Source organism: Pseudomonas sp. GW101-3H06, assembly GCF_059424605.1.
The window spans coordinates 2,533,701-2,554,369 of record NZ_JBWKZO010000001.1 but is presented as its reverse complement, the minus strand read 5'-3'; the positions used below and the strand labels follow the sequence as shown (position 1 = coordinate 2,554,369).

23 protein-coding genes are annotated in these 20,669 nt (G+C 61.2%); 14 read left to right on the top strand and 9 right to left on the bottom strand.

Features of this window, described 5'->3' with window-relative positions:
- Positions 1–215 precede the first annotated feature (215 nt).
- The 3 genes from pcsA to AC07ZE_RS11675 all read left to right on the top strand — a co-directional run bounded on the left by pcsA (position 216) and on the right by AC07ZE_RS11675 (position 2,388).
- Positions 216–938 carry a phosphatidylcholine synthase gene (gene pcsA / locus AC07ZE_RS11685; RefSeq protein WP_207264616.1) on the top strand — a complete coding sequence of 241 codons (723 nt, stop codon included), beginning with the start codon at positions 216–218 and terminating at the stop codon, positions 936–938.
- A 4-nt stretch (positions 939–942) separates the two neighbouring features.
- Positions 943–1,329: a DUF488 domain-containing protein gene (locus AC07ZE_RS11680; protein WP_207264614.1), complete on the top strand. Its 387-nt coding sequence runs from the start codon at positions 943–945 to the stop codon at positions 1,327–1,329.
- Between the two features lie 132 nt (positions 1,330–1,461).
- On the top strand, positions 1,462–2,388 hold the full coding sequence (locus AC07ZE_RS11675) for a universal stress protein (protein ID WP_207264612.1): 927 nt from the start codon (positions 1,462–1,464) through the stop codon (positions 2,386–2,388).
- Positions 2,389–2,518: 130 nt separating this feature from the next.
- Here AC07ZE_RS11675 and AC07ZE_RS11670 read toward each other — a convergent pair whose 3' ends face one another.
- Together AC07ZE_RS11670 and AC07ZE_RS11665 are read right to left on the bottom strand one after the other, a co-directional pair.
- Complete coding sequence (locus tag AC07ZE_RS11670) at positions 2,519–3,331, bottom strand: class I SAM-dependent methyltransferase (protein WP_207264610.1); 813 nt, start codon at positions 3,329–3,331, stop codon at positions 2,519–2,521.
- A gap of 37 nt (positions 3,332–3,368) precedes the next feature.
- Complete coding sequence (locus tag AC07ZE_RS11665) at positions 3,369–3,638, bottom strand: DUF4242 domain-containing protein (protein WP_095193511.1); 270 nt, start codon at positions 3,636–3,638, stop codon at positions 3,369–3,371.
- A 196-nt stretch (positions 3,639–3,834) separates the two neighbouring features.
- On the opposite strand from AC07ZE_RS11665, the gene AC07ZE_RS11660 reads away from it, so the two are divergent.
- A complete protein-coding gene (locus AC07ZE_RS11660; RefSeq protein WP_207264608.1) occupies positions 3,835–4,824 on the top strand; it encodes an AraC family transcriptional regulator in 990 nt (329 codons plus the stop codon).
- Positions 4,825–4,834: 10 nt separating this feature from the next.
- On the opposite strand, the gene AC07ZE_RS11655 is transcribed toward AC07ZE_RS11660, so the two are convergent.
- The 3 genes from AC07ZE_RS11655 to AC07ZE_RS11645 form a co-directional block, all read right to left on the bottom strand.
- The gene (locus AC07ZE_RS11655; protein ID WP_207264606.1) at positions 4,835–6,061 is read right to left on the bottom strand and encodes a cytochrome c biogenesis protein DipZ; all 1,227 of its coding nucleotides are present in this window, start codon (positions 6,059–6,061) and stop codon (positions 4,835–4,837) included.
- A gap of 62 nt (positions 6,062–6,123) precedes the next feature.
- A complete protein-coding gene (locus AC07ZE_RS11650) occupies positions 6,124–6,336 on the bottom strand; it encodes a hypothetical protein (RefSeq protein WP_207264605.1) in 213 nt (70 codons plus the stop codon).
- Positions 6,337–6,384: 48 nt separating this feature from the next.
- Positions 6,385–6,648 carry a DUF2790 domain-containing protein gene (locus AC07ZE_RS11645; RefSeq protein WP_207264603.1) on the bottom strand — a complete coding sequence of 88 codons (264 nt, stop codon included), beginning with the start codon at positions 6,646–6,648 and terminating at the stop codon, positions 6,385–6,387.
- A gap of 307 nt (positions 6,649–6,955) precedes the next feature.
- On the opposite strand from AC07ZE_RS11645, the gene AC07ZE_RS11640 reads away from it, so the two are divergent.
- The 5 genes from AC07ZE_RS11640 (at position 6,956) to AC07ZE_RS11620 (ending at position 11,299) form a co-directional block, all read left to right on the top strand.
- Complete coding sequence (locus tag AC07ZE_RS11640) at positions 6,956–7,696, top strand: response regulator (protein ID WP_095193506.1); 741 nt, start codon at positions 6,956–6,958, stop codon at positions 7,694–7,696.
- Positions 7,693–9,003, top strand: coding sequence for an ATP-binding protein (locus AC07ZE_RS11635; RefSeq protein WP_207264601.1), 1,311 nt, complete (start codon positions 7,693–7,695; stop codon positions 9,001–9,003). Before AC07ZE_RS11640 ends, AC07ZE_RS11635 begins: the two co-directional genes overlap by 4 nt.
- 136 nt (positions 9,004–9,139) lie before the next feature.
- Positions 9,140–9,772, top strand: a complete 633-nt coding sequence (locus AC07ZE_RS11630) for a CDP-alcohol phosphatidyltransferase family protein (protein ID WP_207264599.1) — start codon at positions 9,140–9,142, stop codon at positions 9,770–9,772.
- Positions 9,759–10,358 carry a lysophospholipid acyltransferase family protein gene (locus tag AC07ZE_RS11625; RefSeq protein ID WP_207264597.1) on the top strand — a complete coding sequence of 200 codons (600 nt, stop codon included), beginning with the start codon at positions 9,759–9,761 and terminating at the stop codon, positions 10,356–10,358. Before AC07ZE_RS11630 ends, AC07ZE_RS11625 begins: the two co-directional genes overlap by 14 nt.
- Positions 10,355–11,299: a phosphatidate cytidylyltransferase gene (locus AC07ZE_RS11620; RefSeq protein WP_207264595.1), complete on the top strand. Its 945-nt coding sequence runs from the start codon at positions 10,355–10,357 to the stop codon at positions 11,297–11,299. Before AC07ZE_RS11625 ends, AC07ZE_RS11620 begins: the two co-directional genes overlap by 4 nt.
- Before the next feature lie 45 nt (positions 11,300–11,344).
- On the opposite strand, the gene AC07ZE_RS11615 is transcribed toward AC07ZE_RS11620, so the two are convergent.
- The 3 genes from AC07ZE_RS11615 to AC07ZE_RS11605 form a co-directional block, all read right to left on the bottom strand.
- The gene (locus tag AC07ZE_RS11615; protein WP_207264593.1) at positions 11,345–12,103 is read right to left on the bottom strand and encodes an HvfC family RiPP maturation protein; all 759 of its coding nucleotides are present in this window, start codon (positions 12,101–12,103) and stop codon (positions 11,345–11,347) included.
- Complete coding sequence (locus AC07ZE_RS11610) at positions 12,096–12,935, bottom strand: HvfB family MNIO-type RiPP peptide maturase (RefSeq protein ID WP_207264583.1); 840 nt, start codon at positions 12,933–12,935, stop codon at positions 12,096–12,098. Before AC07ZE_RS11610 ends, AC07ZE_RS11615 begins: the two co-directional genes overlap by 8 nt.
- A 156-nt stretch (positions 12,936–13,091) precedes the next feature.
- On the bottom strand, positions 13,092–14,426 hold the full coding sequence (locus tag AC07ZE_RS11605; RefSeq protein WP_207264581.1) for an acetamidase/formamidase family protein: 1,335 nt from the start codon (positions 14,424–14,426) through the stop codon (positions 13,092–13,094).
- Between the two features lie 493 nt (positions 14,427–14,919).
- Between AC07ZE_RS11605 and AC07ZE_RS11600 the strand changes: the two genes are divergently transcribed.
- A complete protein-coding gene (locus AC07ZE_RS11600) occupies positions 14,920–15,966 on the top strand; it encodes a class I SAM-dependent methyltransferase (protein WP_207264579.1) in 1,047 nt (348 codons plus the stop codon).
- 125 nt (positions 15,967–16,091) lie between these two features.
- Positions 16,092–16,934, top strand: a complete 843-nt coding sequence (locus tag AC07ZE_RS11595) for an NAD-dependent protein deacetylase (protein ID WP_207264577.1) — start codon at positions 16,092–16,094, stop codon at positions 16,932–16,934.
- Between the two features lie 27 nt (positions 16,935–16,961).
- Here the strand turns inward: AC07ZE_RS11595 and AC07ZE_RS11590 are convergent, their stop codons facing one another.
- Positions 16,962–17,864, bottom strand: a complete 903-nt coding sequence (locus tag AC07ZE_RS11590; RefSeq protein WP_207264574.1) for a LysR family transcriptional regulator — start codon at positions 17,862–17,864, stop codon at positions 16,962–16,964.
- Positions 17,865–18,038: 174 nt separating this feature from the next.
- On the opposite strand from AC07ZE_RS11590, the gene AC07ZE_RS11585 reads away from it, so the two are divergent.
- The 3 genes from AC07ZE_RS11585 to AC07ZE_RS11575 are packed head-to-tail and all read left to right on the top strand — an operon-like array spanning position 18,039 to position 20,632.
- A complete protein-coding gene (locus AC07ZE_RS11585; protein ID WP_207264571.1) occupies positions 18,039–18,737 on the top strand; it encodes a CoA transferase subunit A in 699 nt (232 codons plus the stop codon).
- 36 nt (positions 18,738–18,773) lie between these two features.
- Positions 18,774–19,439, top strand: coding sequence for a CoA transferase subunit B (locus AC07ZE_RS11580; RefSeq protein WP_008021761.1), 666 nt, complete (start codon positions 18,774–18,776; stop codon positions 19,437–19,439).
- Between the two features lie 11 nt (positions 19,440–19,450).
- Positions 19,451–20,632: an acetyl-CoA C-acetyltransferase gene (locus AC07ZE_RS11575; protein WP_207264569.1), complete on the top strand. Its 1,182-nt coding sequence runs from the start codon at positions 19,451–19,453 to the stop codon at positions 20,630–20,632.
- The last annotated feature ends 37 nt before the right edge of the window (positions 20,633–20,669 follow it).

The following is a 20,669-nucleotide window of genomic DNA, read 5'->3' as shown; positions in this document are numbered from 1 at the left end:
GTCGGTAAATGTGCTACCACCGTTGGGCTGACGTGCCCCCCCCGGCACAGTGCCACGGATTTACCGGGGTATTTTTTTGCGGCGCGGCTAAGATTCATAGGTGGTGAACCTTATTCCCGGATACCCGGTCGATACCTGCAACCCGACCCGGTTTGCCGCCGCCCTCGATACTGAAGGCGATGACTGGCTTGCTTCACTTTCTGGAGAACGCCCCCGTGATATCGACTCTACACATCGCCAGGCTCAAAGCGTGGGGAGCCCATGGTTTTACCGCCACCGGCGTGGTCACCGCCTTCCTCGCGACCCTTGCCCTGCTCGATAACCAGCCGACCAATTGCCTGCTATGGCTGGGCGTGGCACTGATCGTCGACGGTCTGGATGGCGCACTGGCGCGCAAGGTCAATGTGCAGTCGGTATTGCCAAGTTTCGACGGTTCGATCCTCGATCTGGTCATCGATTACCTGACGTATGTGTTCATCCCGGCGCTGTTCATCTATCGCTACATCCCGCTGCCGGACTACACGCTGCTGCTGACCGTGTCGCTGATTCTGGTGTCGTCGCTGTTCTGTTTCTGCAACGTCAATATGAAAAGCAAGGACAACTACTTCCAGGGCTTCCCCGCCGCGTGGAACGTGGTCGCCCTGTGCCTGTACATCATCGCGCCGTCGCCGTGGATCACCTTCTTGACCGTCATTGGCCTGGCCTTGCTGACCCTGACCCGAATGAAATTCCTGCACCCGTTCCGTGTGCGCCGCTTCATGCCGATCAACATTGCCGTGACGGCCATCTGGCTGTTGTGCAGCCTGTCGCTGGTGATCAACCATCCGGTGATCAACCCGCTGGTGATGGGGCTCTGGCTATTGATGTCGGCCTATTTTCTGGGGATCTGCTTGTGGCGCACCGCGCTGGAGTGGTTCGACGGATCGCGGCTCAAGTAATGCCATGCCTATCCATATCGTGCGACTCGGTTCGCCGCGAAAACCCGACGAAGGTCTGCGCCTGGGCACCGTGCGCCGCCCTCCCCGTGGCGTACCGAAAGCCGAGTTCGCCACGCGGGATTTCTATGATGTGTGGCAGCCGCTGCTGTCGCCCAGCGCGGAACTGGTTGCCCAAGCATTGGCGGCACAAGATGCCAAGGCCTGGAGCGCGTTCGTGCGCAAGTTCAAGGCAGAAATGAAGCAGCCGGCCGCCAGCCAGATGCTGGATTTGCTGGCCGCCCTGTCCCATCACACCTCCCTGGCCGTCGGTTGTTACTGCGAGGATGAGGCGCATTGTCATCGTTCGGTGTTGCGTGAGCTGCTCAAGGCGCGGGGCGCCGAGGTCATTTAAATCCCCTGTGGGAGCGGGCTTGCTCGCTCCCACAGGGGATTGGTGTGATGGCAGACACCTCCGATGACCGGCCTCTATAGCCGCCAATCATGGTCAATACTTAACAAGCCGAACGTCCCCGGGAGGTTTGTCATGTCCGAGCAATCACGTTTCATGCTGGTGACTTCGCCGCTGATGGAACACAGCCCCGCCTTCGATCGGGCGGCGGCGCTGGCCAAGGCTGAAGACGCGGCGCTGCACATCGTGGCGTTCGATTATCTGGAAGGCCTGGCCACGGCCAGTCTGGTCAACGAAAAGGCGCTGGAACAGATGCGATTGGGCTATGTCGATCGCCACCGCCAGTGGCTCGAAGACCAGGCCCGGCCCTTGCGCAAAATCGGCGTGCACGTCACCACCGAGGTGGCGTGGGTGGAAAAACCGCTGGAGGAGATTCTGATCCACCTCAAGGAACAGCCGATGGACGTGCTGATCAAGGCGCTGGAGCACCAGTCGCGGCTGTCGCGGCTGATCTTCACCCCGCTGGATATTCACCTGTTGCGCGAGTGTCCGGTGCCTTTACACTTCGTCAGCCACGCGGTTAATGCCCTGCCTCGCAAGGTGGTGGCCGCGGTCGACCCCTTCCACCGCGATGACCACTACAAAAGCTTCAACGACCGGATCCTGCACGAAGCCTCAAAACTGGCCAGTGCCTGTAATGCCGAACTTGATGTGGTCTACGCCTACGATCTTTCGTCCATCAGCTCCGACGAGTTCGGCTTCGACAACGGCTCGGCGTTCTTCTCCTCGACCAAGAACAAGACCCTGTATGACGCCCAGCTGGAAGCCTTCAACGAACTGGCCGAACGCAACGGCATCGCAGGCCCCCAGCGACACATGATCATGGGCAGCCCGGCCAAGGTCCTGACCCGTTACGCCGATGCCTATGACGTCGACGTGATCGTCATGGGGCGCCTCGGCCATCGCGGCATGGGGCGACTGATCGGCAGCACGGTGGAACACTTGCTGTACAAAATGCCATGCAGCGTGTGGGTGGTGTACACCGAGCGGCTGGATGAGTGACGAAGATCAGGCGGGGATCGCCCCTGTGGGAGCGGGCTTGCTCGCGAAAGCGGTGGGTCAGACAACATTGATGTCGACTGACACTCCGCCTTCGCGAGCAGGCCCGCTCCCACATTAGCTCTGTGTCGGCTTAACGCCTTGTGATCACCACCTCCAGGTACTCACTCGGCACCACCAGCGACTTCTCCCCCGCCCGGTTCAGGCGGTTCAGCAGTTCGGTCATGTCGTTTTCCAGCGCCTTGGCGCCGTCCGGGGGCAGCGCCGCGAACGCCTTGTGCACCGGGCCGTACCAGCGGCGGAAGGTGTCGATGAAATGCCCGGCGTTGCGATAGCGGAAGTTGAAGGTCTTGCGCGTCACCTGGACCAGGAAGTTGCGCTCGTCGAAGTGCTGGTGCAACCAGGTTTCGGTGCCCCACTGCGAGGGCGGTTGCGCGCCCGGTGGTGGCGGCATGTGCTTGCCCAGGGTCTTGAACATCTGGCCGACGAAGCCTTCCGGGGTCCAGTTGGCCAGGCCGATCCGCCCCCCGGGCCGACAGACCCGCGCCAGTTCCGCAGCCGCCTTGGGCTGGTCCGGCGTAAACATTACGCCGAAGGTGGAAAGCACGGCATCGAAACTGGCATCTTCAAAAGGCAGCGCTTCGGCATCGGCCACTTGAAAGGTGACGTTGAGGCGTTCAGCCCTCGCCCGGTCTTCGCCGCGTTCGAGCAGCGCGGCCACGTAGTCGGTCGAGGTCACAAGGCAACCCCGGCGCGCGGCGGCCAACGTGGCGTTACCATTGCCGGCGGCGACATCCAACACTTGTTCATCGCACAGCAGGTCGCAGGCTTCGGCCAGTTGCTCGCCGACAATCTGCAAGGTGGTGCCGATCACGGCATAGTCGCCACTGGCCCAGGCGGCCATTTGACGGTTTTTCAAGGCAGTAAGATCAATGGGTGTACTCATGAATTCCGCTCCGTTGCGGGTTGGAACGCAGCCCGGCCTATTCTGCCGTGGTCGGATCGATGATGGACGTGACTTGGGAAATGCGATTGGCCGGGAAACCGCTCTGCCTGGCGTGCTCCATGATCTGCTCTTCGCTCGGCGCGATGTACACGCAGTACAGCTTGTCACCGGTGACATAACTTTGCAGCCACTGCACCTGCGGCATATCGCGCAAGGTCCTGCAGGACTTTTGCGAAGCGGCCTTCAGATCCCTTTCTGACAGTGTTCCAGCGCCTGGTATCTCGCGTTCTATGACGAACTTCGGCATGGCAACCTCTCATTCTTGTTATTGATGACAGGGTCGGCAGTGACCCTGTAGGCGAACTATCGCTCCGGCGCGCGCCGGCGTCCTGCCCGATCGTCGGCCAACCTTGTCCGATCGTCCGGAGATTCCATGCCTGGCAACCACAGGCTCACAATCAAGCTCATCACTCACGACCGTCTGCCCACACGGGAATACCCTCATGGATGCCCTGTCACAGACCCTGCGCGTCGTCCGCCTGGTCGGCGCCATTTTCATCAATGCCAGGTTCACCGCCCCCTGGTGCTACCAATCGCCGACTGCCGACACCGCCGCACCGTTTCTGGAGCCGAATGCCGAACGGGTGGTGATCTTCCACCTGATCACCGAGGGCGAGTGTTATGTCGAACTGGGAGACGATCCGCCTCTGCTGCTGACCGCCGGCGACGTCGTGGTTTTCCCTCAGGGCGATGCCCACCGCATGAGCTCCAGCCCCGGATTGACGCCGGCCAGTGGCGGGCGTCTGGATAAGGTCCTGGCGCGGCGACCACGACAACTGAGCTATGGCGGTGGCGGCGCGGTGACGCGACTGGTGTGCGGTTATCTGGCCTGCGATACGCGGCTGGCGGGGATGTTGCTGACGGGACTGCCGCCAGTGGTGCGAGTCAATGTGCGCGGCTCGAATGCCGGCATCTGGCTGGAATCTTCCGTGCGTTACGCCCTGGCCGAAGCCCGCTCGCCAAGACCTGGCGGCGAAGGCGTGCTGGCGAAGCTGGCCGAGGTGCTGTTCATCGAAGTGCTGCGCCTGTACATGCACGAACACGGCAAGGGCCGCACCGGTTGGCTGGCCGGTGTCAGCGACCGGATCGTCGGCGCCGCCCTCAACGCCATGCACAAAAAACCTTGCCAGACCTGGACCCTGGATGAGCTGGCACGCACCGCCGGCACCTCAAGGTCGGTATTGGCCGAACGCTTTCAGCAATTGGTCGGGGTTTCGCCGATGCAGTACCTGACGCAATGGCGCATGTTGCTGGCGGCCAACCTGTTACGCAGCAGCAACAGTTCCTTGATCCGCATCGCCGAAGAAGTGGGTTATCAGACCGACACGGCGTTCAGCCGGGCCTTTCGGCGCGAGTATGGCGCGCCGCCGGCGGCGTGGCGGCGTAGTCAGGATAAAAAAATGGCTCACAGTGCAGTGCCTGTGAGCCATTGATCGTGCGGGTTTACACAGCTGGAACGGTGGTCTTGCCGTCAGCCTTGGCCTCTTCCAGCAACTGCTGGATCATCTTCTCCTGATCATCGTAGCGACCTTCACCGAAGTGGGTGAAACGCACTTGCCCCTTGGCGTCGATCAGGTAGTGCGCGGGCCAGTACTGGTTGTCGAAGTTGCGCCAGATGGCGTAGTTGTTATCGATCGCCACCGGGTAGGTGATGCCGTATTCCTTCACCTTGTCCTTGACGTTGTCGATGATGCGCTCAAACCCGTACTCAGGGGTGTGTACGCCAACCACCACCAGGCCGTCCTTCTCATACTTCTTCACCCAGTCCTTCACGTAAGGCAGGGTGCGTTTGCAGTTGATGCAGTCGAAGGTCCAGAAGTCCACCAGCACCACTTTACCCTTGAGCGATTCGTTGGTCAGTGCCGGTGAGTTGATCCACTCCACGGCGCCGGACAGCGATGGCATCGCGCCCTGGGCGTTGTCCATGGAATCGGCCTTGACCTTGCTGACGAAGTAATCGACGACTTTCGGTACGGTTTCCAACACGCCTTTCTCGACCTTGCCGATGCCTTCCGAGGACGTGTTGGCCAGCAGCACGTTGTCAGCACCGGTGGAGATCACCGCTGCACCGGCCAGCACCGCGACACCGGCACCACGACGCAGCCAGCCCGTCACCGGAATCGAGGGTTTCAAGCGATTGACCAGGCCGCGACCGGCGAAGATCAGGACGCCCAGGGACAACGCGCTGCCCAGGCCGTAGGCCACCAGCAACAGACTGGTGTTGGCATTGGCGCCTTGCAGCATGGCACTGGTGAGAATCACTCCGAGGATCGGGCCGGCACATGGCGCCCAGAGCAGGCCGGTGGCGACGCCGATCATCAGTGAACCCAACGGACCGGACACTTTGCGACTGTTCGGGTCAAGGCGATTGCCCAGCAGCACGAACGGACGTGCCAGCCAGTCACCGACCCGGGCGGAGATCAGCGACAGGGCAAACAGCACCATCACGATCAGGGCCACATGGCGGCCGGCATTGCTGGCCTGTATCACCCACTCGCTGCTGACCACGGCGAGGCTGGAGACCAGGGCAAAGGTCAGGGCCATGCCGCCGAGGGTCAGCAGGATCGACGAGCGCTTGCGGTCGGCACCGGCGAACAGAAACGGCACGACCGGCAGGATGCAAGGACTGAGGACGGTCAATATGCCGCCCAGAAAAGCGATTAGGAACATGGGATCACCTTTGAAATTGTCGGGAGGCATTCAACCCTTGTGGGAACGGTGGTGTTCTGTGCTCACGCGGTTTGTTTGTCCAGCCACTTGCCTTGAGGCGTGCGGCTGGAACCGTTTTCCGCGAGGAGCGCATCGGCTCCCTGCTTCGCCACCGGCGTCAGTTGGAAGCAGGTGCCGCTGCCGCAAGCGCTTTGCTCGACAGCGGCATTGGCGTGTGCCGCGGCACCGGCGACGGAGAAGGCAATGGCGGTCAGGAATCGGCTGACGTTGTTCATGATTGTTTCCTCGTTTGAAATGGCATCAGTTACGGGTGATCGCAGGACTCAGTTGTCCGCGTTGCAGCTGTCGGAAATCTTGCGGTAGTCCAGGACCTGGGTTTTGTTGTGCGAATCCAGGTAGGTCAGCTGCGCATCGACTACCCCGCAGGAAGCCGAAGGGTCCTGTTTGAGCGACACCACTTTCTTGATGTCCAGTTGCGTGCCGTAGGTGTAGGTTTGAGCGCCCATATCGGCTTCGGCACGGGCCGAGAAGGTGCAGATGTTCAGGGCGGCAAACAGGCAAGCGGCGAAGATGGCTTTGTTGTTCATGGCGGATTCCTCAAGGTTTCAATAGGTCGTTCGTAAGTTGGGCCGAGGCGGTTTGGGTTTGCCTCGATGGAACCTATTAAAAGCGTGCGAGGTATCTCGTATGTGTCGGGAAAAGGCGTCTGTAAATCGGTACGTATCTGAACCGCGCCGGGATACAGAGCGATACAAACCGGCAGAAAATTTGCGTTTTTTTGTCCATGTGTATCCTCAGGCAAGACAGATACACTCCAATACAAACGCCTGAAGGCGAGCGGGCCAAGGCTCGATAGACTGAGCGACATCCCCCCATTTGATAGAGGCAGTCCCCATGGAACACGTCGATCACATTCTCATCGTTGACGATGACCGCGAGATCCGGGAACTGGTGGGCAACTATCTGAAGAAGAACGGCTTGCGCACCACAGTCGTTGCCGATGGTCGCCAGATGCGTACCTTCCTCGAATCCACCCCGGTGGACCTGATCGTGATGGACATCATGATGCCGGGGGACGACGGCCTGATGCTCTGCCGCGAGCTGCGCGCCGGTAAACACAAAGCCACCCCGATACTGATGCTTACCGCCCGCAACGATGAAACCGACCGCATCATCGGCCTGGAAATGGGCGCCGACGATTACCTGGTCAAGCCGTTCGCCGCCCGCGAACTGCTGGCCCGCATCAATGCCGTACTGCGCCGCACGCGGATGCTGCCACCGAACCTGGTGGTGACCGAAACCAGTCGTCTGCTGGCCTTCGGGCGCTGGCGCCTGGACACCTCGGCCCGCCACCTGCTCGACGGCGATGGCACCATGGTCGCCCTCAGCGGCGCCGAATACCGCTTGCTGCGAGTGTTCCTCGACCACCCGCAGCGGGTACTCAACCGCGACCAGCTGCTCAATCTGACCCAAGGCCGCGACGCCGATCTGTTCGATCGCTCCATCGACCTGCTGGTGAGCCGCCTGCGTCAGCGTCTGCTGGATGACGCCCGCGAACCGGCCTACATCAAGACGGTTCGCAGCGAGGGCTATGTGTTTTCCCTGCCGGTGGAAATCGTGGGAGCACCCGCATGAATCTCTCGATGCGCTGGCCTCGCACCCTGGCCTCACGGTTGTCGCTGATTTTCCTGATCGGCCTGATCCTCGCCCAGGCGCTGTCCTTCGGCGCGCAGTACTACGAGCGCTACGAAAGCGCGAAAAACACCATGCTCGGTAACCTCGAAACCGACGTCTCGACGTCCATCGCCATCCTTGACCGCTTGCCGGCTGAAGAGCGCGCAGGCTGGCTGAAACAACTGGACCGGCGCAATTATCGCTATTTGCTCGATGACGGCTTGCCCGGCACTTCCATGGACATGGACATGCCCGAGGCACCCATCGCCGTGACGTCGATCAAGGACGCGATCGGCATGGAATACCCCATGACCGTGACCGACATTCCCGGCCCGCAAAAGCGCTTTCAGGTCCATCTGAAGCTGGCGGACGGCAGCCCGGTGACCATCGACGTACGGCCGTCGATGCAGCCGCTGTCCCCCTGGCTGCCCTTCGTATTGCTCGGGCAACTGGCCCTGATGATTGCCTGCACCTGGCTGGCCGTGCGGATTGCCATTCGCCCCCTCACCCGCCTTGCCGAGGCCGTGGACACCCTCGACCCCAACACCCACCCGGTGCTGCTGGACGAAAAAGGCCCGACCGAAGTGGCGCACGCGGCCAAGGCCTTCAATGCCATGCAGGCGCGCATCGCCGCCTACCTCAAGGAACGCATGCAACTGCTGGCGGCGATCTCCCACGACCTGCAAACGCCGATCACCCGGATGAAACTGCGCGCCGAGTTCATGGACGATTGCGTGGAAAAAGACAAACTGTGGAATGACCTGGGCGAGATGGAACACCTGGTGCGCGAAGGCGTGGCCTATGCCCGTAGTGTCCATGGCGCCACCGAAGAAAGCCGCCGCACCGATCTGGACTCGTTCCTCGACAGCCTGGTGTTCGACTATCAGGACGTGGGCAAGGACGTTCAGTTGAGCGGCAAGAGCGCCGCCGTCATCGACACGCGCCCCCACGCCTTGCGCCGGGTACTGGTGAACCTAACGGACAACGCCCTGAAGTTCGCCGGTGCCGCCGAATTGCTGGTAGAAAAAAAGGCTGACGGCAGCGTGTCGGTCAAAGTCATGGACCGGGGTCCTGGCATTGCCGAAGCGGAACTGGCCCAGGTCATGGAGCCGTTCTATCGCGTGGAGAACTCACGTAACCGCAGCACCGGTGGCACCGGCCTGGGCCTGGCGATTGCACAGCAGCTGGCGTTGGCGATCGGGGGATCGCTGACCTTGAGCAATCGTGAAGGTGGGGGGTTGTGCGCTGAACTCAAACTGCGGGGGTAAATGCACTGCATTGTAGGAAGCGCCCGACATCAATCCATTTATTCCCTTGCTAGCATTGCACCCAGCGGATTTAAAAACCTGATAAGCCGCTCAATGCATATACGCTTAGTGAAACCCAGTAAGGGAATACCGACAAATGGACGACAACAGAAGGCCGATCAAGGCGCGCTCTACGGGGTGGGCCAAGCGCATCACCGACCTGCTGGTCAAACGCGACATTTCGCCCAATCAGATCTCCGTCGCCAGCGTGCTCTTTGCCCTCGCTGGCGCGGTTGCACTGAATATCGATAACGGTGTCATCGGCTCGATCTGCTGCGCCATCGCCATTCAGTTGCGTCTGCTGTGCAATCTTTTCGACGGCATGGTGGCCATCGAAGGCGGTAAACAATCCGACATCGGCAGCCTCTACAACGAATTCCCCGACCGTATCGCCGACAGCCTGCTGATCGTCGGGCTCGGCTACGCCATTGCGCAGCCGGAGCTCGGCTGGTTTGCCGCCCTGGCCGCCGCGCTGACGGCCTATGTCCGGGTGTTCGGGGGTTCCATCGGCCTGAAGCAGAACTTCATGGGCCCGATGGCCAAACAGCACCGGATGGCCGTAATGACCGTCGGCCTGCTGCTCAATGCCCTTGAGACCAACGTGCATGACACGCACTACGTGCTGTTGTTGACGCTGGTCATCATCGCCATCGGTGCCGCCGCAACCTGCGTTACCCGAACCCTGGCGATCTCCAGGCAACTGAAGGAGGCCGGCCATGTGGATCAGTAATGCCCTGATCGCGATGCTTCGATTGCTGATCGGCGTCACCGCCCGCTGGGAAAGTCCGCCGGATCTTGCGCGCCAGCGCATCTACTTCGCCAACCACACCAGCCACATGGACACCCTGGCGATCATCGCGGCCCTGCCCCCGGAAGCCAGGGTCAATGTAAAACCGGTCGCCGCCGCCGATTACTGGGGCAAGAACCGGTTTCTCTCGTACATCTCCCAGCGAGGGCTCAATGCGGTCCTGATCGAACGCAATCCGGCACCCGGCACCAATGTGCTGGAGCCGATCTTCGATGTGGTACGGGCCGGCCATTCGATCATCATTTTCCCGGAAGGCACTCGCTCGACCCAGGCATTGCCAGGGCCATTCAAATCCGGGCTTTATCGCCTGAGCGAGTCCTTTCCCGATGTCGACCTGGTGCCCATCTACCTGGAAAACCTCCATCGCTCCATGCCCAAAGGCAAGCACGTACCGTTACCGATCATCTGTACGATCCGCATCGGCAACCCGTTGCCACGAATCGCGGGCGAAGAAAAACAGGTGTTCCTGGAGCGGGCGCGTGACGCCATCGTGAGGCTGTCGAAATGAGTCTTGAAGAAAAATTCCTGTGGTTCTTTGCCGCCATCGCCTGCCTGTTGGCAGTTGCGTCTGTCATTGGTCGAGTGCTGGCAAAACGGGCCACGACCGAAAGCGCGATCTCCACTATCGAAAACCTGAACCAGCGGGTGAATGCCTGGTGGGGGATGGTGATCATCTTCTTCGTGTCCTGGTTGCTGGGGCCGAATGCAACGGTGGTCCTGTTTGGTTTCATATCGCTGTTTGCGCTCAGGGAATTCATCACACTGACCCCGACGACACTGGGTGACCATAACGCGCTGTTTTCGGCGTTTTTCATCCTGATCCCGCTGCAGTATCTGCTGATCGGCACCCACTGGTATTCGATGTTCACCCTGTTGATACCGGTGTATGCCTTCCTGCTGCTGCCGGCGATTGCAGTGCTGAGCCAGGACACGGAGGCCTTTCTGGAAAGAACGGCGAAGATCCAGTGGGGGGTGATGATCTGCATCTATTGCATCAGCCACGCGCCGGCGCTTTTGCTGCTGGATTTGCAGGGCTTCAGCGGGCAGAACGCACTGCTGCTGTTCTACCTGGTGTTCGTCGTTCAGTTGAGCGATGTGTTGCAGTACGTCTTCGGCAAGCTATTGGGCAAGCACAAGGTCGCGCCACTGGTGAGCCCGTCAAAAACCGTGGAAGGCCTGGTGGGTGGCGGGCTGTCCGCCACGCTGATCGGCGGTTGCATGTACTGGATGACACCCTTCAGTTTCTGGCAGTCGTTGTTGATGTCCCTGGTGATCGTGGTGATGGGGTTCCTCGGTGGACTGGTCATGTCGGCGATCAAACGCAGCCTCAGCGCCAAGGACTGGGGCACCATGATCAAGGGACATGGCGGTATGCTCGACCGAATGGACTCGATCTGCTTTGCAGCGCCGATCTTCTTTCATCTGACGCGGTATTTCTTCTCCGCTTGAGCCCGCTCCCACAGCGGATTATGGTGTTTGGGGGATTGTGTTGGGTCAGGCCACTGCGCCCACCACCCCTTCCCCCTGCATCTGGCGCAACAACGCCAAGCCGTTATCAAAAAAAGCTTGCGAACCGGTCATCCCCGCCTCTACCGCCAACTCTTGCAACTGCGCACGCCCATTCAATTCGGGAAACTCGCCGATGCGCTGCAACAACCGCCACGCCAACGGGGTCAACGCGGAGAACTTCACACTCCAGTCTTCGGCCCGGCGCACCAGCAGTAGCGTCGGTTGCTCCGGCGCGGTATCCGGCTGGTAACCGGGTCCCACCAACTGCACCGGCCAGGCATACGCCAGCGGCCAGGCCAGTGGCGAAACCTGCATCGGGCGATCCAGCAACGCGTCAGCATCGCCGGTGGGCAACGGTTCGGCCTCGGATTGTTGCAGAGCCATTTCCACCCATTCGTAGTGCGCCAGCTCCACCATGAATGGCGGCCACGAACCGTCGTTCAGCGCCGCAGGTTCAGCGGCGAGAAACTCGACGAACTCCTCGGCGATTTCACCGAATTTCGGCGTATGAGCGCGGTAATCCCGCAGGAACATCCGTACCAGTTCCCGCCAGCGTTGATCACCGAGAATCTTCACCAGCACCGGAAAGGTGCCGCTGATCAGCGACGACAAATTGTTGAACACCAGTTCGCGGTAAACACGGGCCCGCGCCGGATCCATTTCCGGGGGGGGCGCGCAGTGGTCGGGATCGCGCAGGTACTGGCCCATGCTGCTTTGCTGATCAAACAACGAGCGCTTAGCCACGGTTCACCTCCTGGGCCTGCAACCGGCGAATGGTCTGCAATTCAGCGACCAGCTCGGAAAACGCCGGAAAGTTGAAATCCCGCTCCAGCAAGGTCGGTTGCGCGCCGAACCGGGCATAGGCCTCGGACAATAACGACCACACCGCCGGTTTGACCGATGCGCCATGGGTGTCAATTTTCAAGGTGTCGGACTCATCGAAGTGCCCGGCGATGTGCATGGCCACCACACGGTCCGCATCGATGCCGGCCAGGAAGGCACGGGGATCGAAGCCGTGGTTGATCGAATTGACGTAGACGTTGTTGACGTCCAGCAACAGGTCACAATCGGCTTCGCGCAGTACGGCGTTGGTGAAGGTCACTTCGTCCATATCCTGCTGCGGCGCGGCGTAGTAGGAGACGTTTTCCACCGCCAGGCGCCGACCGAGAATGTCCTGGGCCTGACGGATGCGCGCGGCGACGTGATGCACCGCTTCTTCGGTAAAGGGCAACGGCAACAGGTCGTAGAGGTGACCGTCATCACTGCAGTAACTCAGGTGCTCGCTGTACAGCGGCACATTGTAGTGATCGAGAAACACCCGCACCTCTTGCAAAAACCCGACATCCAGCGGCGATGGCCCACCCAGGGACAGCGACAAACCGTGGCACGACAATGGATAACGCTCGGCCAGAGCCCGCAGCGCCGCGCCATGGGCACCGCCGATGCCGATCCAGTTCTCCGGTGCGACCTCCAGAAAATCGAAATGACCGGCCGGAGCAGCCTGGAGGTCCTTCATTAAACCGCGACGCAAGCCGAGCCCGGCGCTGGCCTTGGCTGATGTGATGGGGGTCTGCATGGTGTCGATCTCAAGGTTGTCAGAACGTAATCACAGTTAACCGAAGCGGTGTATCGGCTCTGTGTTGCGCGCCGACGGAAAACGGCAGGACTTGTATCTTCGGGGGGCCTGTACACACTGCGATACATTTTCCCAAGAGCCCCCCTCCGTTTGGCTTTACGCCAGGTCGTACTTCTCGCGCACCAGATGGCCGATGCCCATTCGATCCAGCACAGGCATCGGGCACAGGAAGGTCACGCGCACGGTGCCCGGCAAGCGACTGATGTCGATGGAGCCGGTGATGGTGGCGCGGTTGAGCACTTCGTCATAAGGCAGCCCGGTGACGTCAGCCGCACGCTGCAAGCCGTTCTCCACCGCCAGGTTAAGGTTTTCGCCACTGCCGATGAAGGTGATCGGGCCGCTCTGCTCGATCTCGTGCTGGCCCCAACGCTCACCCAGCGCGCGGACATTGGCCCGTTGTTCGGCGTTCATGGGGCGCGCCATCGGCGGCAAGTCATCGAGGTTTTGCAGGAGGATCGGGCCTTCCAGCGTCAGGTTTTTCACCACCTGCACCACCACTTCGGTTTCCCCGGAGCAATCGGTGGCATGCCCGGCGATCTCGCCATTGCCCTGCTGGGCATGCATGTCGCCCATGTACACCCCGGCCCCCGGCACTTTCACCGGGCAGATCAACACGCAACCTTCACGAATCGAGTTGGTGTCCATGTGACCGTCGGTCTTGGCCGCGTGCAGCTCTTCGCGGGTCATGCCGAAACGGTGCGGTGCGTTGATCAGGTACTGGCCGAAATCGGCGCAGTTGTGCGAGTCGGGCAAATCTCGGGACGGCAGGGTGCCGATGTTGCCGAGGAACGGGCGCATGTGCGCGGCGACACCGGGGATATCGGCGCGGGCCAGGGACAGGATCGAATGTTGCGCGGCAAATTCCGGCAGCGCCGACATTTCGCCGGCATCGCCGGCCAGTCGGTTGGCGATGTCCTGGTTGACCGTCAGGCTGACCTGGTTCTGCGCATCGAACACGATCACATAGCCGTGGCTGAAGCGAAACGCGCTGACCTCGGCGCCGCAGTTGTTGCATCGAATCGCGTCTTCGCCAATGCCTTCGACATGGCTGGCCGGATGCTCGGTGCCGCACTTGGAGCAGAACTTGGAGACGAACGGGTCGCCGTTGTAGCGCCCCTCGACGAAGGACATGACCCCGGAGGAAGTGGCCAGCGAGGTGACACGCATGCTTTTGATCTTGATGGCCACGGCGTCGCCGATTTGCGCACCGGCAATGGCCACCGGTTGCGTCACTTCATGGCCGCCTTCAAACGCTGGCGTGATCATCGGTCCCCAACAGCCCGGCGGTGTTCCGGTGATCAGGGTGCCGCCGTCGGCCAGCGGTCCGAGCATCGGCTGGCTTGGGCCGATGATGCCGTTGGTGTAACGATCGACCCGCAGGCGATCGACCGGCGTAGTGTCGAGATTGGATTCAGGCACAGGCGTTGTCATTGTGGTCCCCTTGGCCGCATCAGGCGCGGCACAGAGTCGAAAGCGAACGGCCGCCGACGCAGGCGGCCAGGGAAAGGTCTTGGCCGCCACGGTTCAACGGCGCCAAAACAACCTGAACAGTTCATCGCAGGTTTGTATCTGGTCTGTGTTCGGTGGTGCGTCGCTATTCACGGATACTGTATCGAGGGACCGAATAGATACATTGGGATACAGGCAAAGGTCCTGTTGACCACTATCGCTGTGGGAGCGGGCTTGCTCGCGAAAGCGTTGGGTCAGGCAACATTTTTATCGACTGGATGACCGCCTTCGCGAGCAAGCCCGCGCCCACAAAGGGCTCTCGTCGCCCGGGGCAACGGTGCACACCTCCCGAACTAAACTTAATTGCACCCAGGACATGCTTATCGTCCTGTTCATACCCACGACCACCGCCCAGCGGCATGTGCCCAGGCAAACAATGCCTCTGGACCCTGATCCTCCCAAAGGAGCACACGTGATGGACGAGGCCAGACTCAACGATTTCATGGGCAAACTGGTTAACGACATGGGCGGCGCGGCGATGCTCGCCAATGTCATCCTCGGCGAAGAACTCGGTCTGTACCGGGCCATGGCCGACAGCCAGCCGATCAGCCCCGAAGCACTTGCCGCCCAGACCGGTTGCAACCCCCGCCTGGTGCGCGAATGGCTCAGCGCCCATGCCGCCTCCGGCTACATGGAACACACCGACGGCCAATTCCGCCTGCCCGAAGAACAAGCCCTGGCCCTGGCCATCGAAGACTCGCCGGTCTACATCGCGGGCGGTGTCGGGGTGGTCGCGTCGTTCTTCCATGACAAGGACAAATTGGTCAACGCCATGCGCGGCAACGGCGCCCTGCCCTGGGGTGATCACCATCCGTGCATGTTCAGCGGCACGGAACGGTTCTTCCGGCCCGGCTACAAGGCTCACCTGATCGCCGAATGGCTGCCGGCCCTCGACGGCGTGATGGCCAAACTGGAGGCCGGTGCCAAGGTGGCGGACATCGGCTGCGGCCATGGCGCATCGACGGTGATCATGGCCCAGGCCTTCCCCAATTCGCGGTTCGTCGGTTTCGACTACCACGCGCCCTCCGTCACCGTCGCGACCCAGCGTGCCGAGGAAGGTGGTGTATCCGGCCGGGCACGGTTCTTCCAGGGCACGGCGAAAAGCTACCCCGGCGACGACTATGACCTGGTCTGCTATTTCGACTGCCTGCACGACATGGGCGATCCGGTGGGTGCAGCCAGGCATGCCTACGAGTCGTTGAAGCCGGACGGCACGGTGTTGCTGGTGGAGCCGTTCGCCAACGATTCGCTGGACGACAACATCACCCCGGTTGGCCGGTTGTTCTACGCCGCTTCGACCTTTATCTGCACACCGAACTCGCTGTCCCAGGAAGTCGGCCTCGGGCTCGGAGCCCAGGCAGGCGAGGCGCGGTTGCGCAAAGTGTTCACCGAGGCGGGATTCAGCACATTCCGACGGGCCACGGAGACGCCGTTCAACCTGATTCTCGAGGCACGCAAATAAATACGGTTTATCGCTGTTCTGTAGGCGCTGCCGCAGGCTGCGATCTTTTGACCTTGCTTTTTTAAGTTCAAAGTCAAAAGATCGCAGCCTGCGGCAGCCCCTATCCGTCCAGCGGAGTGTTGAACGTGCTCGACCCCCTCATTCATGAACAGCTCGACCGTCTGCGGCAACTCATGACCGATGAGCCATTCGTGGTCCTGACCGGTGCCGGCATCAGCACCCCGTCTGGCATTCCGGACTATCGCGACAACCAGGGTGTGCGGCGCGGCCGGCAACCAATGATGTATCAGGAGTTCCTCTCGGCGCCCGAATCCCGGCGACGCTATTGGGCCAGGGCGATGCTTGGCTGGCCGCGTGTGCGCCAGGCTCAGCCGAACGTGGCCCATGACACCCTGGCCCGCTTGCAAAGCAATCGGCAAATCAGCGGGCTGATCACCCAGAACGTCGACACCCTGCACGACCAGGCCGGCAGCCATGACGTCATCGAACTCCACGGCAGCCTGCACCGGGTATTGTGCCTGGATTGCGGAAAACGCAGCGAACGCGACTCGATCCAGCACCTGATGGAAGCGCAAAACCCGTACCTGGCCGGCGTCGACGCCGTGCAGGCCCCGGATGGCGACACCTTGCTGGACCCTGCTTTCGAATCGCGCTTCCAGGTCCCGCAATGCCCCCATTGCGCGGGTGAACGGATGAAGCCGGACGTGGTGTTTTTTGGCGAGAATGTCGCACAGGAAACGGCGGCAAAAGCCATGGCCGCGGTGGAAAAGGCGGCTGGGTTACTGGTAGTGGGCTCGTCACTGATGGCGTACTCGGCGTTTCGCCTGTGCCGGGCGGTGGTGGATCAGGGTAAGCCATTGCTGGCAATCAACCTGGGCAAGACGCGGGCGGATGAGATTCTGGATTTGAAGATCGAAGGGTCGTGCGAGCAACTATTGCCGCTATTGGCACAACGCCTGCACACCTGACGAAACCGCCCCCACAGTGGATGGTGATCAGTGCATGGAAAGTTGTTGACCGAAGTTCTCTTCTTTAAGCACATCAAACAACGCCTGCGCCGCCGCCGACAGCTCTCCCCCCGGCAAGGTCAGCACACCGATCGCCCGCTCCACCACCGGGTCGCACAGGGTGATGCACCGCGCGCCCAGTTCGCGCATTTGCCCGGCGCACAAGGCTGGTACGGCGCTGACGCCCAATCCGCTGGCGACCATGCGCCCGACGGTCGCCAGTTGATGGCTTTCAAACTCCACCGGCAGCTTCATGCCCCGGACCTGCAAATGCTCTTCCAGCATCACTCGCACCGTCGACGGCCGTTGCAAGGTGATGAACGGTTCCTTGAGCAAGGTCTGCCAGTCGATGTGATCCAGCTCGACCAGCGGCGAGTCCTGAGGCACCACAGCCACGAAGCGGTCGATATACAGCGCGGTGAATTGCAGCGAGGAACTCTGAGTGGGCTCGAACGCCACCCCCAGTTCCACCTGGCGGTCACGGACCATTTCCAATACCTGCTCGTTGATCACATCGTTGACCGTAACGTTGACATTCGGGTACCGGGCGCGGAATGTCTTGAGGATCGGTGGCAGCAGGTTGCCTGCGAAAGAAGGCATGGCCGCCAGGGTGACACGACCGCGCTGCAGCGTGAAACGCTGGCGCAGTTCATCCTCGGCATTGTCCCAGTCGGCGATCAGGCGACGCGCCAAAGGCACCAGGGATTCGCCTTCGGCGGTCAGTGCCACGTTGCGGGTGTTGCGGGTGAACAGCCGTCCGCCAAGGCCCTCTTCCAGCGCCTTGATAGTCAGGCTCAAGGCCGATTGCGACAGGTGCAGGCGTTCGCAAGCCACAGCGAAACTCAGGCTTTGGGCCACGGCCAGAAAGGCGCGGATCTGTTTGACGGTCATCTCGCTTCGCTCAAGTTGTAAGCTGCTGGCTTCAAGCTGCAAGTTTAGGGCAGCAATTTATTGAGTTTTATCTATCAATCAACCTTAAAAATCAACTTAACAAATAAATCTTCCGGCGAGACACTCAACCCCATACGGCTAGCCAGCCGCCCACAAAGAATAAAAGAGGTGCATATGGCAGGTTTCGACAAGCGCGTGAATTCCTATGAGGAAGCCCTGGCAGGTCTTGAAGACGGCATGACCGTGATCGCTGGCGGCTTCGGTCTGTGCGGCATCCCGGAAAACCTGATCGCCGAGATCAAGCGCAAAGGCACCCGCGACCTCACCGTCGTCTCCAACAACTGCGGCGTCGATGGTTTCGGTCTCGGCGTGCTGCTGGTAGACCGGCAGATCAGCAAAGTGGTGGCCTCCTACGTCGGCGAGAACAAACTGTTCGAAGAGCAACTGCTCAAAGGCGAAATCGAAGTCATCCTGACTCCCCAAGGCACCCTCGCCGAAAAAATGCGTGCGGGTGGAGCCGGCATCCCGGCCTTCTTCACCGCCACCGGCGTCGGCACCCCGGTCGCCGAAGGCAAGGAAGTGCGTGAATTCCATGGCCGCAAGTACCTGATGGAAGAATCCATCACCGGTGACTTTGCGATCGTCAAAGGCTGGAAAGCCGACCATTTCGGTAACGTGATTTATCGCCATACCGCCCAGAACTTCAACCCGCTGGCCGCCACCGCCGGCAAGATCACCGTGGTTGAAGTCGAAGAAATCGTCGAACCCGGCGAGCTGGACCCGTCGCAGATCCACACCCCTGGCATCTACGTCGATCGGGTCATTTGCGGCACGTTCGAGAAGCGCATCGAACAGCGCACCGTGCGTAAGTGATCCCCTGCCCCCGGACCGAATGAAGGAATAACAACAATGGCACTTTCCCGCGAACAAATGGCTCAACGCGTCGCCCGCGAAATGCAGGACGGCTTCTACGTAAACCTGGGCATCGGCATTCCGACCCTGGTCGCCAACTACATCCCCGAAGGCATGGAAGTCATGCTGCAGTCGGAAAACGGCCTGTTGGGCATGGGTCCTTTTCCTACTGAAGACACCATCGATGCCGACATGATCAACGCCGGCAAACAAACCGTGACCGCGCGCATCGGCGCTTCGATCTTTTCCTCGGCCGAGTCCTTCGCGATGATTCGCGGCGGTCATGTCGACCTGACCGTGCTCGGCGCCTTCGAAGTCGATGTGCAAGGCAACATCGCCTCGTGGATGATTCCCGGCAAACTGGTCAAGGGCATGGGCGGCGCGATGGACCTGGTCGCCGGCGCAGACAACATCATCGTGATCATGACCCACGCGTCCAAGGACGGTGAGTCCAAGCTGCTGTCCCAATGCAGCCTGCCGCTGACCGGTGCCGGGTGCATCAAGCGTGTGCTGACCGACCTGGCCTACCTGGAAATCGAAAACGGCGCGTTCATCCTGAAAGAACGTGCGCCGGGCGTCAGCGTCGAAGAGATCGTCGCCAAAACCGCCGGTAAACTGATCGTGCCGGACCACGTTCCGGAAATGCAGTTCGCCGCCCAGTGAGGAACCATTCCATGCAAGAAGTCGTCATTGTTGCCGCCACGCGCACCGCGATCGGCAGTTTCCAGGGTGCCCTGGCCAATGTTTCCGCGGTTGACCTGGGCGCAGCGGTGATCCGTCAGTTGCTGGCGCAAACCGGCCTGGATCCCGCGCAAGTCGATGAAGTGATCATGGGCCAGGTATTGACCGCCGGCGCCGGGCAAAACCCTGCGCGCCAGGCCTCGATCAAGGCCGGCCTGCCCTTCGCCGTACCCGCCATGACCTTGAACAAGGTCTGCGGCTCCGGCTTGAAAGCCCTGCACCTGGCTACCCAGGCCATTCGCTGCGGCGACGCCGATGTAATCATCGCCGGCGGCCAGGAAAGCATGAGCCAGGCCAACTACGTCATGCCCGGTGCCCGCACCGGCCTGCGCATGGGCCACGCGCAAATCGTCGACACCATGATCAGCGACGGTCTGTGGGACGCGTTCAACGATTACCACATGGGTATCACCGCCGAGAATCTGGCCGAGAAATACAGCCTGAGCCGCGAGCAGCAGGATGCCTTCGCCGCCGCCTCGCAGCAGAAAGCCGTGGCCGCCATCGAAGCCGGGCGCTTCGTCGATGAAATCACGCCGATCCTGATCCCGCAGCGCAAGGGCGATCCGCTGTCCTTCGCCACTGACGAACAGCCACGGGCAGGCACTACCGCTGAATCCCTGGGCAAGCTGAAAGCGGCCTTTAAAAAGGACGGTTCGGTCACTGCCGGCAACGCTTCGTCGCTGAACGACGGGGCCGCCGCCGTGATCCTGATGAGCGCGGAAAAAGCCAAGGCCCTGGGCCTGCCGGTACTGGCGAAAATCGCTGCCTACGCCAACGCCGGCGTGGACCCGGCGATCATGGGCATCGGCCCGGTGTCGGCCACCCGCCGCTGCCTGGACAAGGCCGGTTGGTCCATCGATCAGCTTGAGCTGGTTGAGGCCAACGAAGCCTTCGCCGCGCAATCACTGGCCGTGGCCAAGGACCTGGAATGGGACTTGGACAAGGTCAACGTCAACGGCGGCGCCATCGCCCTCGGCCACCCCATCGGTGCCTCGGGTTGCCGCGTGCTGGTGACCCTGCTGCATGAAATGATCAAGCGCGACGCCAAAAAAGGCCTCGCCACCCTGTGCATCGGTGGTGGTCAGGGCGTGGCATTGGCGATCGAGCGGGCTTAAGCCAGGCAAGCTCCCTCGCTACAGCGACCCCGCTCCC